This is a genomic window from Bradyrhizobium sp. Y36 (assembly GCF_002531575.1).
In the GTDB taxonomy this organism is placed as follows: Bacteria; Pseudomonadota; Alphaproteobacteria; order Rhizobiales; family Xanthobacteraceae; genus Bradyrhizobium.
In genome coordinates, this window is record NZ_NWTI01000017.1 from 1 (window position 1) to 15,004 (window position 15,004).

General features: G+C 66.2%; 14 protein-coding genes. 5 read left to right on the plus strand and 9 right to left on the minus strand.

What is annotated here, in order from left to right:
• Positions 1-83 precede the first annotated feature (83 nt).
• Positions 84-797 (minus strand): 7-cyano-7-deazaguanine synthase QueC, encoded by a 714-nt coding sequence (gene queC, locus CO669_RS24765; RefSeq protein WP_097662561.1) that lies wholly within the window; start codon positions 795-797, stop codon positions 84-86.
• Positions 798-921: 124 nt separating this feature from the next.
• On the opposite strand from queC, the gene mazG reads away from it, so the two are divergent.
• Both mazG and CO669_RS35400 read left to right on the plus strand, forming a co-directional pair.
• Positions 922-1,758: a nucleoside triphosphate pyrophosphohydrolase gene (mazG, locus tag CO669_RS24770; RefSeq protein ID WP_097662562.1), complete on the plus strand. Its 837-nt coding sequence runs from the start codon at positions 922-924 to the stop codon at positions 1,756-1,758.
• Positions 1,759-1,769: 11 nt separating this feature from the next.
• Positions 1,770-2,186, plus strand: coding sequence for a hypothetical protein (locus CO669_RS35400; protein ID WP_143278723.1), 417 nt, complete (start codon positions 1,770-1,772; stop codon positions 2,184-2,186).
• Positions 2,187-2,198: 12 nt separating this feature from the next.
• Here the strand turns inward: CO669_RS35400 and hflX are convergent, their stop codons facing one another.
• From hflX to CO669_RS24790, 4 genes are all read right to left on the minus strand, one after another.
• The gene (gene hflX / locus CO669_RS24775; protein ID WP_198964243.1) at positions 2,199-3,578 is read right to left on the minus strand and encodes a GTPase HflX; all 1,380 of its coding nucleotides are present in this window, start codon (positions 3,576-3,578) and stop codon (positions 2,199-2,201) included.
• A gap of 11 nt (positions 3,579-3,589) precedes the next feature.
• Entirely contained in the window at positions 3,590-3,838 is a 249-nt protein-coding gene (hfq, locus tag CO669_RS24780) for an RNA chaperone Hfq (RefSeq protein WP_007591126.1), read from the minus strand.
• Between the two features lie 313 nt (positions 3,839-4,151).
• On the minus strand, positions 4,152-5,522 hold the full coding sequence (gene ntrX / locus CO669_RS24785) for a nitrogen assimilation response regulator NtrX (RefSeq protein WP_097662563.1): 1,371 nt from the start codon (positions 5,520-5,522) through the stop codon (positions 4,152-4,154).
• Positions 5,523-5,539: 17 nt separating this feature from the next.
• The gene (locus CO669_RS24790; RefSeq protein ID WP_198964244.1) at positions 5,540-7,933 is read right to left on the minus strand and encodes a sensor histidine kinase; all 2,394 of its coding nucleotides are present in this window, start codon (positions 7,931-7,933) and stop codon (positions 5,540-5,542) included.
• Positions 7,934-8,121: 188 nt separating this feature from the next.
• On the opposite strand from CO669_RS24790, the gene CO669_RS36125 reads away from it, so the two are divergent.
• Complete coding sequence (locus tag CO669_RS36125; RefSeq protein ID WP_198964263.1) at positions 8,122-8,265, plus strand: hypothetical protein; 144 nt, start codon at positions 8,122-8,124, stop codon at positions 8,263-8,265.
• Positions 8,266-8,465: 200 nt separating this feature from the next.
• Here the strand turns inward: CO669_RS36125 and ntrC are convergent, their stop codons facing one another.
• The 3 genes from ntrC to dusB are packed head-to-tail and all read right to left on the minus strand — an operon-like array spanning position 8,466 to position 12,085.
• A complete protein-coding gene (gene ntrC / locus CO669_RS24800; protein ID WP_097662565.1) occupies positions 8,466-9,908 on the minus strand; it encodes a nitrogen regulation protein NR(I) in 1,443 nt (480 codons plus the stop codon).
• Positions 9,909-9,917: 9 nt separating this feature from the next.
• Complete coding sequence (locus CO669_RS24805; protein ID WP_097662710.1) at positions 9,918-11,087, minus strand: two-component system sensor histidine kinase NtrB; 1,170 nt, start codon at positions 11,085-11,087, stop codon at positions 9,918-9,920.
• Positions 11,084-12,085, minus strand: a complete 1,002-nt coding sequence (dusB, locus tag CO669_RS24810; RefSeq protein WP_097662566.1) for a tRNA dihydrouridine synthase DusB — start codon at positions 12,083-12,085, stop codon at positions 11,084-11,086. The genes CO669_RS24805 and dusB overlap by 4 nt, the downstream gene beginning before the upstream one ends.
• Positions 12,086-12,365: 280 nt before the next feature.
• Between dusB and CO669_RS24815 the strand changes: the two genes are divergently transcribed.
• Entirely contained in the window at positions 12,366-13,547 is a 1,182-nt protein-coding gene (locus CO669_RS24815) for a bifunctional 2-C-methyl-D-erythritol 4-phosphate cytidylyltransferase/2-C-methyl-D-erythritol 2,4-cyclodiphosphate synthase (protein WP_097662567.1), read from the plus strand.
• A gap of 3 nt (positions 13,548-13,550) precedes the next feature.
• Positions 13,551-14,162 carry a CinA family protein gene (locus CO669_RS24820; RefSeq protein ID WP_097662568.1) on the plus strand — a complete coding sequence of 204 codons (612 nt, stop codon included), beginning with the start codon at positions 13,551-13,553 and terminating at the stop codon, positions 14,160-14,162.
• 9 nt (positions 14,163-14,171) lie between these two features.
• On the opposite strand, the gene CO669_RS24825 is transcribed toward CO669_RS24820, so the two are convergent.
• The gene (locus CO669_RS24825; RefSeq protein ID WP_245444464.1) at positions 14,172-14,990 is read right to left on the minus strand and encodes a class I SAM-dependent methyltransferase; all 819 of its coding nucleotides are present in this window, start codon (positions 14,988-14,990) and stop codon (positions 14,172-14,174) included.
• Positions 14,991-15,004 lie beyond the last annotated feature (14 nt).

Here is a 15,004-nt window from a genome sequence, read left to right on the forward strand (position 1 = left end):
ACGTGTCAGCTATGTCTCCGAACACCCGTCAGTGATCTGTCCGGGCTAAACACTTCGCGGGTGATGACACCGACCATGTGGCTCTACTTACCCGCCACGAACTCCCGCCACCCCTTCGCCCGCAGGCTGCACGCCGGGCATTCGCCGCAGCCATAGCCCCAATCGTGCTGCGCGCCGCGCATCCCGAGATAGCAGGTGTGGGAGTGCTCGCGGATCAGGTTGACCAGGCCGTCGCCGCCGAGATCCTGCGCCAGCCTCCACGTCGCGGCCTTGTCGATCCACATCAGCGGTGTGTGCAGCTCGAAGGGCCTTGCCATGCCGAGCGAGAGCGCCGTCTGCATCGCGCGGATCGTCTCGTCGCGGCAGTCGGGATAGCCGGAATAGTCGGTCTCGCACATGCCCCCGACGATGTGGCAGATGCCGCGACGATAGGCCAGCGCCGCCGCAAACGTCAGAAACACCAGGTTGCGGCCCGGCACGAAGGTGTTCGGCAGCCCGTCAGCGCCCATCGCGATCGCGACGTCGCGCGTCAGCGCGGTTTCGGATACCGCCGCCAGCGTCGGGATCGACAGCGTGTGGCTCTCACCGAGCTTGGCGGCCCAATCCGCGCGCAGCGCCTTGACGCCGGCGAACAGCCGGTCACGGCACTCAAGCTCGATGGCATGGCGCTGGCCGTACTCGAACCCCAGCGTCTCCACGCGCGCAAAGCGGCTCAGCGCCCAGGCCAGGCACGTCGTGGAATCCTGGCCGCCGGAAAACAGCACCAGCGCGGTCTGTGATGAAAATGCGTCGCTCATGCCCGCGCTTTAGCACCGGGGAACGCATCAGCCAATCGGTGGAAATCGACCCGTTCCGCCGTGCTGCGCTGGGAACGGCGGCCGGCTTTTGGCATAAAGTTCGGGACCCTGGAGACGCCCCGCAATGACCCCTTCCCGCGACATTTCCCGCCTGATCGAGATCATGGCGGCGCTGCGCACGCCGGTGACCGGCTGCCCCTGGGACCTCGAGCAGGATTTTGCGACGATCGCGCCCTACACGATCGAGGAAGCCTATGAGGTGGTTGACGCCATCGACCGCGGCGATCTCGACGATCTCCGCGAGGAGCTCGGCGATCTCCTGCTGCAGGTCGTGTTCCACGCCCAGATGGCGTCCGAGCAGAACGCGTTCGCGTTCGGGGACGTGGTCGAGGCCATCACGCGAAAAATGATCCGGCGTCATCCCCACGTCTTCGCCGACAAGGACGGCAATCTCGCCTCCTCCCACGTCAAGGAAGTCTGGGACCGCATCAAGGCCGAGGAGAAGGCCGAGCGCGCCGCGCGCCGTCCGCCGGAGGCGACGCCGGCGCACAAATCGCTGCTGTCGGGCGTGAAGGCCGGCCAGCCAGCGCTGACGCGCGCGATGGAGCTGCAGCGCAAGGCCTCCACCGTCGGCTTCGACTGGAACGACCCTCGTGCGGTGCTGCAAAAGATCCGCGAGGAAGCCGACGAGATCGAGGCTGCGCTCGAGCGCAACAACAAGCAGGACATTGCGGAAGAGACCGGCGACCTCATGTTCGCGTTGGTGAACCTCGCCCGTCACGTCGATGCCGATCCGGAAGCCGCGCTGCGTGCGACGAATGCGAAGTTCGAGCGGCGCTTCGCCTACATCGAACGGACGCTGACGGCGCAGGGACGGACGCTGGAGCAGGCCTCGCTTGCGGAGATGGATGCGCTGTGGAATGCGGCAAAGGCGGAGGAGAAACTGGTGGCCCCGTCGTGAGGAACGGTCCCATGAGTTTGCCCGAGCCTGAAGTTTGTCGCCAGATCGAAACCGAGCGCCCCTTTGGCAAGACACGATGCGGCGTGATCCCAGGGCCGGTCACGCCACCGGAAATCGCACGGGCTTTCGGACTTTCAGACGATGTTGAAATCTATACTATCGTCACGAGCGATGAAGCGGCGGCTCTCGCAACTCACGTGTTGACCACATCGCTTACTTACGGCGGAAAGGAGATGAGCCCCTCTCGTGCAGCCGAACTCTGGCAACGGTTCGCGGCGTTATTCGACGAACCCGTTCAATTTCTGACAAACTGCCGATCATCAGACTTTCGGCAATTTAGTCCTGCGACTGACGCCACCATTGATCTCGGTGTCCTCGTAGTTGGCAAAGCAAACGGGGGGTGCTTGTGGGTGGAGGACTATGACTGACTGCCGGACGGGCTACGTCGGATGCGGCACCGCGTCGAACCTGGACACCACGATATCCCGCTTGGTCTCGTCTACCCGCACGGTCATGTCGAAGCGTCCGTCGTGCAGCTCTTTCGCCAGCACCTCGGAATTGCGGTGCAGCCAGGAGATGCCGGCGCCGTCGGCGGCGTCGATCGAGAGATCGAGTGTATGGCGCTTTGCCGCCAACCGCTCCTCGATCGCGGCAAGCAGCGCATCGACGCCCTCGCCTGACACGGCCGAGACCAGCATCGCCGGATGATCCGCCGGCCTGCGCGCGGCGATGTTCAAGAGCTCCTCGCGCTGCTCTGCGTCGTAACGGTCGATCTTGTTCCAGACCTCGATGATGCGGCCTGAATCATCGGGGTTGATGCCGAGCTGGCGCAGCACGGCGTCGACGTCGCTCTGCTGCGCCTCGGCGTCCTCATGCGAGATGTCGCGCACATGCAGGATGACGTCGGCTTCCAGCACCTCCTCCAGCGTGGCGCGGAACGCCGCGACCAGCTGGGTCGGCAGATTGGAGATGAAGCCGACCGTGTCCGACAGCATCGCCTTGCCGCCATGCGGCAGGCTGAGGGCGCGCAAGGTCGGATCGAGTGTCGCGAAAAGCATATCGGCGGCCTGCACATCGGCGCGCGTCAGGCGGTTGAACAGCGTCGACTTGCCGGCATTGGTGTAACCGACCAGAGCCACGACGCGATACGGCACGCGCTGGCGGCCGGCGCGATGCAGCCGCCGCGTCGCCTGCACCTTCTTCAGCTCGCTCTCGAGCTTGGTGATGCGCTCCTGGATCAGGCGGCGGTCGGCCTCGATCTGGGTCTCACCGGGACCGCCCATGAATCCGAAACCGCCGCGCTGGCGCTCCAGATGGGTCCACGAGCGCACCAGGCGCGAGCGCTGGTAGTTGAGATGCGCGAGCTCGACCTGGAGCGCGCCTTCCTTGGTCTTGGCGCGTCGGCCGAAGATTTCCAGGATGAGGCCGGTGCGATCGAGCACCTTGGCGTCCAGTTCCTTCTCGAGATTGCGCTGCTGGATCGGCGCCAGCGCGCAATCCATCACCACGAGCTCGACGTCGAGGCTCTTGGCGAGCGCGGCGATCTCCTCGACCTTGCCCTTGCCGATGTAGGTCGCGGGCCTGATCTGGCTGATCGGCGCGATGATGGCGTCGGCGATGACGAGATCGATCGCGCGGGCGAGGCCCGCGGCTTCGTCGAGCCGGGCCTCGGCGTCACGCTGAACATGACTCTCCGATTGCGCGTCGGCACTGCCGGCGCGCACCCGCAAATAGGGGCCGACGACAAGCACCCGCCCCGTCTGCTTAGCCCCTGCCGACCGCGGACGGTCGGCATCCCCGTCGAAATTCCGGGGTTCCAATCAGATCACTCTCAAGCCGGCTGATCCTCGCCGCCTTCGAACAGCTGGATCGGCGCACCGGGCATGATGGTCGAGATCGCATGCTTGTAGACCAGCTGCGAATGACCGTCGCGCCGAAGCAGCAAACAGAAATTGTCGAACCAGGTCACGATGCCCTGGAGCTTCACTCCGTTGACCAGAAAGATCGTCAGTGGCGTCTTGGTTTTGCGAACGTGATTGAGGAAGGTGTCCTGTAGGTTTTGTGCGCGGTCTGCCGCCATTGTTTTTTTCTCGCTTTGAGTTTCTTTTTCTTGCGCCGGTTGCGGCCCTCTTGTGAGGTTCGGGGCCTCTCCCGGTTGCCGTTCCTTCATGAGATCCCCCTCGGAAGGAACAGCTGTGCGATTAGAGGACAGGTGAACCTTTTAGGCAAGCTGCTTCACGTGCCAGGCCCTGCCGTATTGCCCCGAAAAACTACGGAAATCGATGCTTTTCCCCGCTCATCCTTAAGGTGCTGGCGCCATGTCGCGGTGCTAGAGTCTTGTTTTGACGTCTCTTTCCTTGCACGACGTGGGGCCCGCTTGGCTCGAAAGCGCCCTAGCCGACACCGAGCGCCTTCAGCTTTCGATGCAGCGCCGACCGTTCCATGCCAACGAACTCGGCCGTGCGAGAAATATTTCCTGAAAAACGGCTGATCTGTGCAATCAAATAGTCGCGCTCGAACACTTCGCGCGCCTCACGCAGCGGCAGGCCCATGATGTGCTCGCCATTGTTGCTTGTCGGCATCGCCGGCACCATCGAGCCGACGTCCTGCGGCAACATGTCGGCGGTGATGATCACCTCCGGGCCGCCGGCGGCCAGAATCATGACTCTTTCAACGTTGTTGCGGAGCTGGCGCACGTTGCCCGGCCAGACATGCGATTGCAGCACCGCCATCGCGTCCTGCCCGATCTGCCGCTTGGGCAGGCCGCTGCCGGCCGAGATCTGCTCCATGAAATAGTCGATCAATTCCGGGATGTCCTCGCGCCGTTCCGACAGCGCGGGCACGCGGATCGGCACCACCGAGAGCCGATGATAGAGGTCCTCACGGAAACGGCCCGCCGCGATCTCCTCTTCGAGATTGCGCGCGGTGGAGGAGATGATGCGCACGTCAACCTGCACCTTGGCGGTGCCGCCGACGCGCTGGAACGACTGCTCCACCAGCACGCGCAGGATCTTGTTCTGGGTCTCGCGCGGCATGTCCGCGATCTCGTCGATGAACAGCGTGCCGCCATGGGCTTCCTCGAGCGCGCCGGGCTTGCGCGGCTGCTCGCCGTTGGACTGCTCGACGCCGAACAGCTCGTGCTCCATGCGCTCGGGCGTGATCGCAGCGGCATTGATGACGACGAAGGGACCGTCGGCGCGGCCCGAGGCGGTGTGCAGCGTGCGCGCGGTCAATTCCTTGCCGGCGCCGGCGGGGCCGACGATCAGGATGCGGCTGTTGGCCTTGGCCGCGCGCTCGATGGTTTGGCGCAGCTGGTTCATGCTGGGCGAGCGGCCGACGAGCGAGCTTGCGCTCGGCGCGAGCTGCTTCAGCTCCTTGACCTCGCGCTTCAGCCGCGAGTTCTCCAATGCCCTGGTCGCGACCAGGATCAGGCGATCGGCCTTGAACGGTTTCTCGATGAAGTCATAGGCGCCGCGCTTGATCGCGGCGACCGCGGTCTCGATGTTGCCGTGGCCGGAGATCATCACCACCGGCAGGTCGGCGTTGTCCTTCTTGACCTGCTCCAGGAGCTGCAAGCCGTCGAGCTTGGAGCCCTGCAGCCAGATGTCGAGGAACACCAGATGCGGCCGCCGGTTGGCGATTTCAGCCAGTGCGGAGTCGCTATCGCGCGCGGTGCGCGTGACAAAACCCTCGTCCTCGAGAATGCCTGCGACGAGATCGCGAATATCGGCCTCGTCGTCGACAATCAGAATTTCACTAGCCATGGGTTGCGCCTGTCTTGTCAGATGCCCGTTGAGGCTTCGATTTTCGTTGAATCATTAGTCATTTCAGCCGGCTCTTTGGTTTCGGCCGCCGGCTCTTTTGTTTCCGGCGCCGCGTCCTTTGCCGGCTCTGCCACCGCTTCCCTGGTGACGTCCTTGGCTACCGGTGCCGACTCGGCGGCCCCTTCGGACTTGGCGGGTTGCCCGGTGACCGCAAAGCGCATTCGCATCCAGGCCCCGCGCTGGCCCTCGCGGAAGTCGGACGCATCCTTCAGCTCGATCCGCCCGCCATGGTCTTCCAGCACGCGACCGACGATTGCAAGGCCAAGGCCGGTGCCCTTGGCCCGGGTCGTCACATAGGGCTCGAGCAGCCGCGAGCGCGCGACCTTGGGCAGGCCGATGCCGTTGTCGATCACGTCGATCAGCACGTCCTCGCCCTCGCGCGACACGACGACGTCGATGCGGCCTTTGCCGAGTTCCTCCGGCGGCACCTGCTCGATTGCCTCGGTGGCGTTCTTGACGATGTTGGTGACAGCCTGGGAGATCAGCCGCCGGTCGAACTGGGCTCGCAGCGGATCCTGCCTGAACTCGGCCTCGATATCGATCTCGGGATGGGCGACCTTCATCAGGAACACCGCCTGCCGCACGGTGTCGGCGACGTCCTCGCCCTCCATTACGGGCTTGGGCATCCGGGCAAAGCGCGAGAACTCGTCGACCATGCGCCTGATGTCGTCGACCTGGCGCACGATGGTGTCGGTGCACTGCTCGAAGATCTGCTTGTCCTTGGCCTCGGTGATGTCCTTGCCGAACTTGCGGCGGATGCGCTCCGCGGACAGCTGGATCGGCGTCAGGGGGTTCTTGATCTCGTGGGCGATGCGGCGCGCAACGTCGCCCCAGGCCGAGGTGCGCTGCGCCGACACCAGCTCGGTGATGTCGTCGAGCGTGATGATGTAGCTGTCATGCGGCTGGTTCTTCTCGGCGCTGACGCGGACCGAGAGGTTGCGCTCGGTGCCGTCGCGGGTGATCGTGATCTGGCCCTGCACCAGACGCTGGGTCCCTTCCCGCGCCGCCTTCATCATCTCGTCGAGCTCCGGCAGCACGTCCGAGAGCGGATGGCCGAGCGTCTCGGATTCGGCGTGCCCGATCAGCTTCTCGGCGGAACGGTTCAAGATGCCGACGCTGCCGGAGGCATCGACGCCGATGATGCCGGCGCTCGCCGAGGACAGCACGGCCTCGATGAAGCGGCGGCGGCTGTCGATGAGGTCGCTGGCGTTGACGAGCTCGTCGCGCTGGCTGCGCAATTCCTGCGTCATCTTGTTGAAGGTCTCACCGAGCTGGGCGAGATCGCCTTCCGACTGGTGCACGGGCACCTGGACGTGGAGGTCGCCGGTCGAAACGGTGTGGGCCGCATTCATCAGCCGCCGGATCGGCGAGACCAGCGAATTGGCGAAGTTGAGGCCGAGCAGCACCGAGGCCATCAGGATGGTCAGCGCGATCACTGCGAACATCAGCGCGAAGGCGACCTGGATGCCGAGCCGGCGCGACTCGATCTGGGCGTATTCGGCGACGCTGACCTCGGTCTGCTTGAGCTGGGCAACGACATTCGGATCGAGCGGGCGAGCGACGTAGAGGAAGGTGTCGTTGAAGGCGCGCAGTCGGATCACCGCGGCGACGAAGCTCGCGTCCGGCAGCACCGCGATCTCGGGCTCGCTCTCGTTGACGTTGCTGAGGAAGTCGGGCGCCGGCGGCGAATAAGCGAGCCGCATGCCGGTATCGGCGGATTCCAGGATGTTGGTGTTCTTGTCGATGATCATCGCGCCCGGCAGGTTGCGCGAGCCGGCGCTGGCGGTCAGCATCTCACGGAAGGAGCGACGATCCTGGTCGTAGAGCGGCCGGGCGTGCGCGATGTCGTTGGCCATGCCGAGAATGTCGCCGCGGATCAGCTGCGCATGATCCTGCATATAGGCGCGCGCGATCGTCAGCGAATTCTGGATCACCTCCTTGGTCGGGCCGGAGAACAACCGGTCGAGGCCGCGCTCGATGGTGACGTTGGCGACGACCGCGACCAGCACCGCCGGCAGCACCGCCACGATCGAGAACAGGCTGACGATCTGGACATGGAGGCGCGCCGCCGCCCTGCCCCGCCGCCGCGCCAGGATCAGCTGCCAGAGCTCGCGGACGATGATCACGACCAGCAGCAGGATCGTGGTCGCGTTGATCAGGTAGAACGAGCGGACCACCTCGGGCGTCGGCTCGATCGTGGTGAGGCCGGTCAGGACCAGGAAAGTCAGGAGCGCCGACCCCAGCGCCAGTGCCACGGCAAAGGGCGCCAGCCAGCGCCGTGCCGACCAACGCCGGGGCTCTTCTGCTGGGGCCGTGTCAAAGTGTGCGGCCGAGGTCTCTGCGCTGGTCATTCCGGCAATGGTGTTGCTGAAAACGGGTCCGCGACGGGGGCGGATACTGATGTATTCGTACCACATTGTTGCCGAATTGCGACAATTCCGCGGCGTGACCCCCGCCGCGCAGCAATGCAATCCACAGCCGGCTCTGCTGGCAGACCTCGCCTGCGGGAACGGAATTCCGTCGCCGCGGCTTGACCGGCATGGACAGGTTCTTCCTCGCGATGATGGTCTCTGCCGTTCTGCTGCTGATCGTGGCCGCCGACCTCATGGTCAATGGGCCCGCGTTCCAGGAGCCGACAGCCGACGTCGCGCGCGCCCTGCCCGCAGGACGGCTCGTCAGGTAATCCGATCGCCGCGCCCAAATGTCCCATGCGTGTGTGCGCGCGGAACATTTCGGCCCCATCCGACTTCTGCTCACCGCGCCAGCCACGACGGCCAGCGTGATCCGGACAGGCTCAGCTCCGCTTTGGTAGGGGGAGCTGAGCCACCCCGGCGCAAACGCGTTGGCGTTTGTCGCCAGCGCAAATGCGTTCGTTGCGCGAGTTTAGCCCCCGCTGCGATAGACCTGGATGTCGAGATCCCGGATCTTCTTGCGCAGCGTGTTGCGGTTGAGGCCGAGCAAATCCGCGGCGCGGATCTGGTTGCCGCGGGTAGCGGCAAGCGCGGCCGTCAGCAGCGGCACCTCGATCTCCTTGAGGATGCGGTGATACAGGCCCGGCGGCGGCACGCCGTTCGGGAAACCCTGGAAGTGCGATGAGAGATAGGCCTCCACGGCACCGCCGAGATTGTCGACGCCCTGCTGGACCGCGGCGCCGGGGCTGACCGAAGGCGGCGCCAGCTCGCCGTCGATGACGGAGGCCGTGATCACGTCCTGCGGATAGAGTGCGGCAAGACGCCGGGCGAGGTTCTCCAGCTCGCGCACGTTGCCGGGCCACCGGTGCTGCTTCAGCCGCTCCAGCGCCAGTGCGTCGAGCTTCTTCGGCGGCAGACCGTCCTTCTCGGCCAGCGCGAAGAAGTGCCGGATGAGATCGGGCAGATCCTCGATACGCTCCCGCAACGGGGGCAGCCGCAGCGGCACGACGTTGAGGCGGAAGAACAGATCTTCGCGGAACAGGCCCTGCTGGATCAGGACGCGCAGGTCCTTGTTGGAGGCGGCGACGATGCGCACGTCGGTCTTGATCGGGGTGCGGCCGCCGACCGTGGTGTATTCGCCCTGCTGCAGGACGCGCAGCAGGCGCGTCTGCGCCTCCATCGGCATGTCGCCGATCTCGTCGAGGAACAGCGTGCCGCCTTCGGCCTGCTCGAACCGGCCGGAGGCGCGGGTGTTGGCCCCGGTGAAGGCGCCGCGCTCATGGCCGAACAGCTCGGATTCGATGAGGTCGCGCGGGATCGCCGCCATGTTGACCGCGACGAACGGGCCGTTGCGGCGCTTGCCGTAATCGTGCAGCGCGCGCGCCACCAGCTCCTTGCCGGTGCCGGACTCGCCCGTGATCATCACGGTGAGGTCGGTCTGCATCAGGCGCGCCAGCACGCGGTAGATTTCCTGCATCGCTGGCGAGCGGCCGACCAGCGGGATCGCCTCCATCTCGGCGTCCTCGTCCGGCGTCGAGACGCGCTCCTTCGGCTCGGCGAGCGCGCGGCCGACGATGGCGATCAGCTCCTTCAGGTCGAAGGGCTTTGGCAGATATTCATACGCGCCCCGCTCGGATGCGCGGATCGCCGTCATGAACGTGTTCTGTGCGCTCATGACGATCACGGGCAGATTCGGCCGCATCTTCTTGATCCGCGGCAACAGGTCGAACGCGTTCTCGTCGGGCATCACCACGTCGGTGATGACGAGATCGCCCTCGCCCTGGCTGACCCAGCGCCACAGCGTCGCGGCATTGCCGGTCAGCCGTACTTCGTAGCCGGCGCGGGACAGTGCCTGATTGAGTACGGTGCGGATGGCGGTGTCGTCATCGGCTACGAGAATGCTACCTGCGGGCATCGTTAATCCTCATTTCGCCCCCTGTGACGCAGGCGACGGCTTCCCGGCAGAGTCGGCGCGACTGCTTTGATCGGCATGTTTCGCCGATGTGGAATACATCGGCATCAGCACGCGGAAGGTGGTTTTGCGCGGCTGAGATTCGCATTCGATGATGCCCCCGTGATCGCCGACGATCTTGGCGACCAGCGCAAGACCTAGGCCCGAGCCGGTCTGCTTGGTGGTCACGAAGGGGTCGAACAGATTGGGCAGAAGATCGTCCGGCACGCCTGGTCCGTTGTCCTTCACGCAGAATTCGAGCGGCAACGATACCCGGGATTTTTGACCGGGGACTGACAGGCGCACGCCGGGGCGGAACGCGGTGGTGAGCTGGATCTCGGCGTCGGGGACGTCGATCAGGGCTTCGGCGGCGTTCTTCACGAGATTGAGGAACACCTGAATGAGCTGGTCCTGGTTCGCCAGCACCGGCGGCAGCGAGGGATCGTAATCCTCGATGAAGCGGATGTTGCGGGCAAAGCCGGACTGCGCCAGCCGCTTCACGTGGTCGAGCACGGAATGGATGTTGACGGGGCCGCGCACCACGGGGCGCTCGTCGCCGAACACCTCCATGCGGTCGACCAGCGTCACGATGCGGTCGGCCTCGTCGCAGATCAGCCGCGTCAGCATGCGGTCCTCGGACGAGGCCTGCTGCTCCAGCAGCTGCGCCGCGCCGCGGATGCCGGAGAGCGGGTTCTTGATCTCGTGCGCCAGCATCGCGGCCAGCGCGATCACCGAGCGCGCGGCGCTGCGATGGGTGAGCTGGCGGTCCATCTTGTCGGCGATGGTGCGTTCCTGCAGCATCACCACGATATGGCCGGGCCGCTCGGTGAGCGGGGCGACGTGCAGATCGACCTGGCGGTCGCCGCCCATGCGCGGCGTGCCGAGATCGACCTTGTACTCGTTGACGGGCGAGTTCGAGGAGCGCACCTGGTCGATCAGCGCCAGCAACGGGCTGCCGAACGGCACCAGCTCCTTCAACGATTGCCGCTTCAGGAACTGGGTCGAGATATCGAAGAAGGCTTCGGTTGCGATATTGGCCGCGACGATCTTGCCGTCCGGCCCGATCATGAGCACGGGATTGGGCAAGGCATCCAGCATCGCGTCGCTGTCGGACACCCGGCGATGTTCAGCGGCTGAGCTCATGCAGCAGCGCTCCATGCGAAATCGTCGAAGGCATCCTGCAGCGACTGGCGAACGAGGCGCGGATCCTCCGAGGTGAGGATCGTCTTCCGCCACCCCTTCAGCTTCTCGACGGAAGCGCCGCTTGCCTCTGCAGCGACGTCGAGCGCCCAGCCGAGATGCTTGCGGGCGTGCTTGAGGCCAACGCGCAGACCATAGAGCGCGCAGACGCCCTCATAGAGCGTCTGGACATAATGCAGCTGGGTTTCGAGCGAGGGCGTCGCCTCCTCGGCCCCGCCCGTCAGGCGGCGGCCGATCTGGCCGGGCAACCAGGGCTGGCCCTGCGCGCCGCGGCCGATCATCACGGCGTCGGCGCCGGAGGCCTCGAGCGCCGCGAGCGCCTTCTCGTAAGTCGTGATGTCGCCATTGACGACGAGCGGAATCGAGATCGCCTCGCGCACCGCGCGGATCGCATCCCAATCGGCCTCGCCCTTGTAGAACTGGCTGCGGGTGCGGCCGTGGACCGTGACGAGCCTGACGCCGGCCGCTTCCGCTCGCTGCGCCAGCTCCGGCGCGTTACGCGTGCGGTCGTCCCAGCCGAGCCGCATCTTCAGCGTCACCGGCACCTTCACCGCCGCGATGGTCGCATCGATCAGGCTGACGGCATGGTCGAGGTCGCGCATCAAGGCCGAGCCGGACTGGCCACCGGTGACGTGGCGGGCCGGACAGCCCATGTTGATGTCGATGATATCGGCGCCCTCGGCCTCGGCGATCCGGGCGCCCTCGGCCATCCAATGGGCCTCGCAGCCGGCGAGCTGGACCACATGCGGGCCGACGCCCGTGGCTTCGCAGCGCAACCGGGACATCCGGTGGCCGTTGGCAAGCTCATCGCTGGCAGTCATTTCGGACACGACGAGACCGGCCCCGAGCTCGGCGGCCAGCCGGCGGACGGGCGAGTCCGTCACCCCCGACATCGGCGCCAGGAAGACCGGGGTGGCGACGTCAATATCGCCAATTTTCAACGGCTTAGAGCCGGATACTGCCGAACCGGTCACGGGGGTCTCGTTGCCTGGGCAGGGCCTCATCGCGCCTGCCACGACCTATCTTGCGCACAATTCTTGTGCAGTCAAGCGTCATGCCTACAGTTTAGACAAGTCCGCAAATCTTTCAAGTGCAGTGCAGCAAAATGCTGTTTCCAACAATCCGGGGAAACCCCCTTTTTTTGCGGGCCTGCCGTGCTAGAGGCATGCGGCAATCACCCCACTCCCCGACTCTCCATCACCAACTGAGTATTCGAGTCCTATGGCGAAATCACAGCGCACCGCGGTCGTCCTCGTCGCAGCCGGGCGTGGACTGCGTGCCGGCGCCGGCGGGCCGAAGCAATATCGCGAGATCGGCGGCGTGCCCGTGATCTACCGCGCCATGGAAGCCTTCAGCCGCCACGCGGACGTGTTTGCGGTCCAGCCCGTGGTGAACCCCGACGACAGCGCCATGTTCACGGCCGCGGTCGCAGGCTTGAAGCACGAGCCGCCGACCAACGGCGGCGCCACGCGTCAGGCCTCGGTGCTCGCCGGCCTTGAAGCGCTCGCCAGGCACAAGCCCGATATCGTGCTGATCCACGACGCCGCCCGCCCCTTCGTCTCGGCCGGCGTGATCTCGCGCGCGATCGAGGCCGCAACCCGCACCGGCGCTGCGATCCCCGTCGTTCCCGTCACCGACACCATCAAGGTCACCGGCGCGGGCGGCGACGTCGAGGACACGCCGGACCGGGCCCGTTTGCGAATCGCGCAGACGCCGCAATCCTTTCGTTTCGACGTCATCCTCGAGGCGCATCGTCGCGCGGCAAAGGATGGACGCTCGGATTTCACCGACGATGCCGCCATTGCCGAATGGGCGGGATTGACGGTCGCAACCTTTGAAGGCGATGTTGCCAACATGAAGCTCACCACCCCCGAAGATTTCGTGCGCGAGGAAGCGCGCCTGGCGGCCCAACTCGGCGACATCAGGACCGGCACGGGCTACGACGTGCACGCCTTCGGCGAAGGCGACCACGTCATGCTCTGCGGCGTGCGCGTGCCGCACACCAAGGGTTTTCTCGCTCATTCCGACGGCGATGTCGGCCTGCATGCGCTGGTCGATGCCATCCTCGGCGCGCTCGCCGACGGCGACATCGGCTCGCACTTCCCGCCGACCGATCCCAAATGGAAGGGCGCCTCCTCCGACCAGTTCCTGAAATACGCCATCGAGCGCGTCACGGCGCGCGGCGGCCGCATCGCCAATCTCGAGGTCACCATGATCTGCGAGCGGCCGAAGATCGGCCCGTTGCGCGACACCATGCGCGCGCGCATCGCCGAAATCTCCGGCGTCGACATCTCGCGCGTCGCGGTGAAGGCGACCACCAGCGAGCGGCTCGGCTTCACCGGCCGTGAAGAAGGCATCGCGGCGACCGCGAGCGCCACCATCCGCCTGCCCTGGAGCGTCTAGGCCATGGGCGGCAGCGACGCACGCGCCCTCTCCCGCTCGCTGCTCGATCTGTGCCGGATGCGCAAGCTGACGATCGCGACGGCGGAGTCCTGCACCGGCGGTCTCGTCGCGGCCGCGCTGACCGACATCCCCGGTTCGTCTGACGTCATCGATCGCGGCTTCGTCACCTATTCCAACGACGCCAAGCGCGCGATGCTTGGGGTCGAGGCGGGCACGCTCGCCAATTTCGGTGCGGTCAGCAAGGAAACCGCAACCGCCATGGCGGTCGGCGCGCTGGAGCGGGCCGATGTCGATCTCGCGGTTGCCATCACCGGCATTGCGGGTCCCGGTGGCGCGACGCCCGGCAAGCCGGTCGGTCTCGTCCACTTCGCCGCCGCCGCGCGCGATGGCCGCATCATCCACCGCGAGCATCGCTTCGGGGCGATCGGCCGCAGCGCCGTTCGTCAGCGCTCCGTGGTCGAGGCGCTGCGCATGCTGATGGACCTGGCTCGCGGCCCGCAGGTCGCGGCCAAGCCGAAACGCGCCGCGGCAGTAACCCGCCTGCGCCCCCGCGTGACGCGCTCGCCGCGCCGGCATGCGGCCAAACGCCGGACGCCGCGGCCGCCGCGCGGCTGATCGCTCCGCTTACGGCTTGCGGGCGATCACGCGGATCGCAGCCAGATTGTCGCGATGCTGCTCGAACACCCGGCGCATCCCCAGCACCCGCCGCCGCGCCGCCCGGTCGCGCAGCAGATTCCTCGCGAGCCGCAACGCGCCGATCAGGCCCTCGTCCTCGACAAGGCGCCGCGGCCGCAGCAGGTGCATCGGCGCAAATTCGACCGCCTCGATGTGAAAGCCGACACTCTCCAGCAGCCCTCTCCATCCGTCGCCGGACAAGGGACGCGCGCCGACATGGATGGCTCCGGAGAGCGCGCGGTCGATCTCCTGCCTCTGGCCGAACGGCATGTCGTCGGGTGTCACGGCGAGCTCGTGGATGCCATAGCGCCCGCCGGGGCGAAGCAGCCGGAACGCCTCGGCCGCGATGCGGCGCTTCTGCTCCTGAGTCTGCATGCTCAGCATCGCCTCGCCGATCACGACCGAGGCAAAGCCGGCCGGCAGCGTCGTCTGATCGGCCGTGCCGACGACGACCGCGACATGTCCCTTCGCAGGAAGCTGCCGGCTGGTCCACGCCGCCGCCTGCGCATCGCGCTCGACGCCGACATAGCGCCGCGGGCCCCGTTCCAGGATCATGCGTGCGGTAACGCCAAGCCCGGGCGCAAACTCGACGACATCATCTTCGGCGCCGATCACCAGCCCGTGCAGCAGCGCGCGCGTCAGGCCAAGACCGCCCGGACGCAGCACGCGCTTGCCGAGCCGGGCCAGCAGCCAGTGGCCCGGCATCTTCGCGACGTCGAGATCGCAGCCCGGCAGTTCGGCCGGCGGCATCGTGTGGTCCGCAATCATCTTGAATCTCCTTT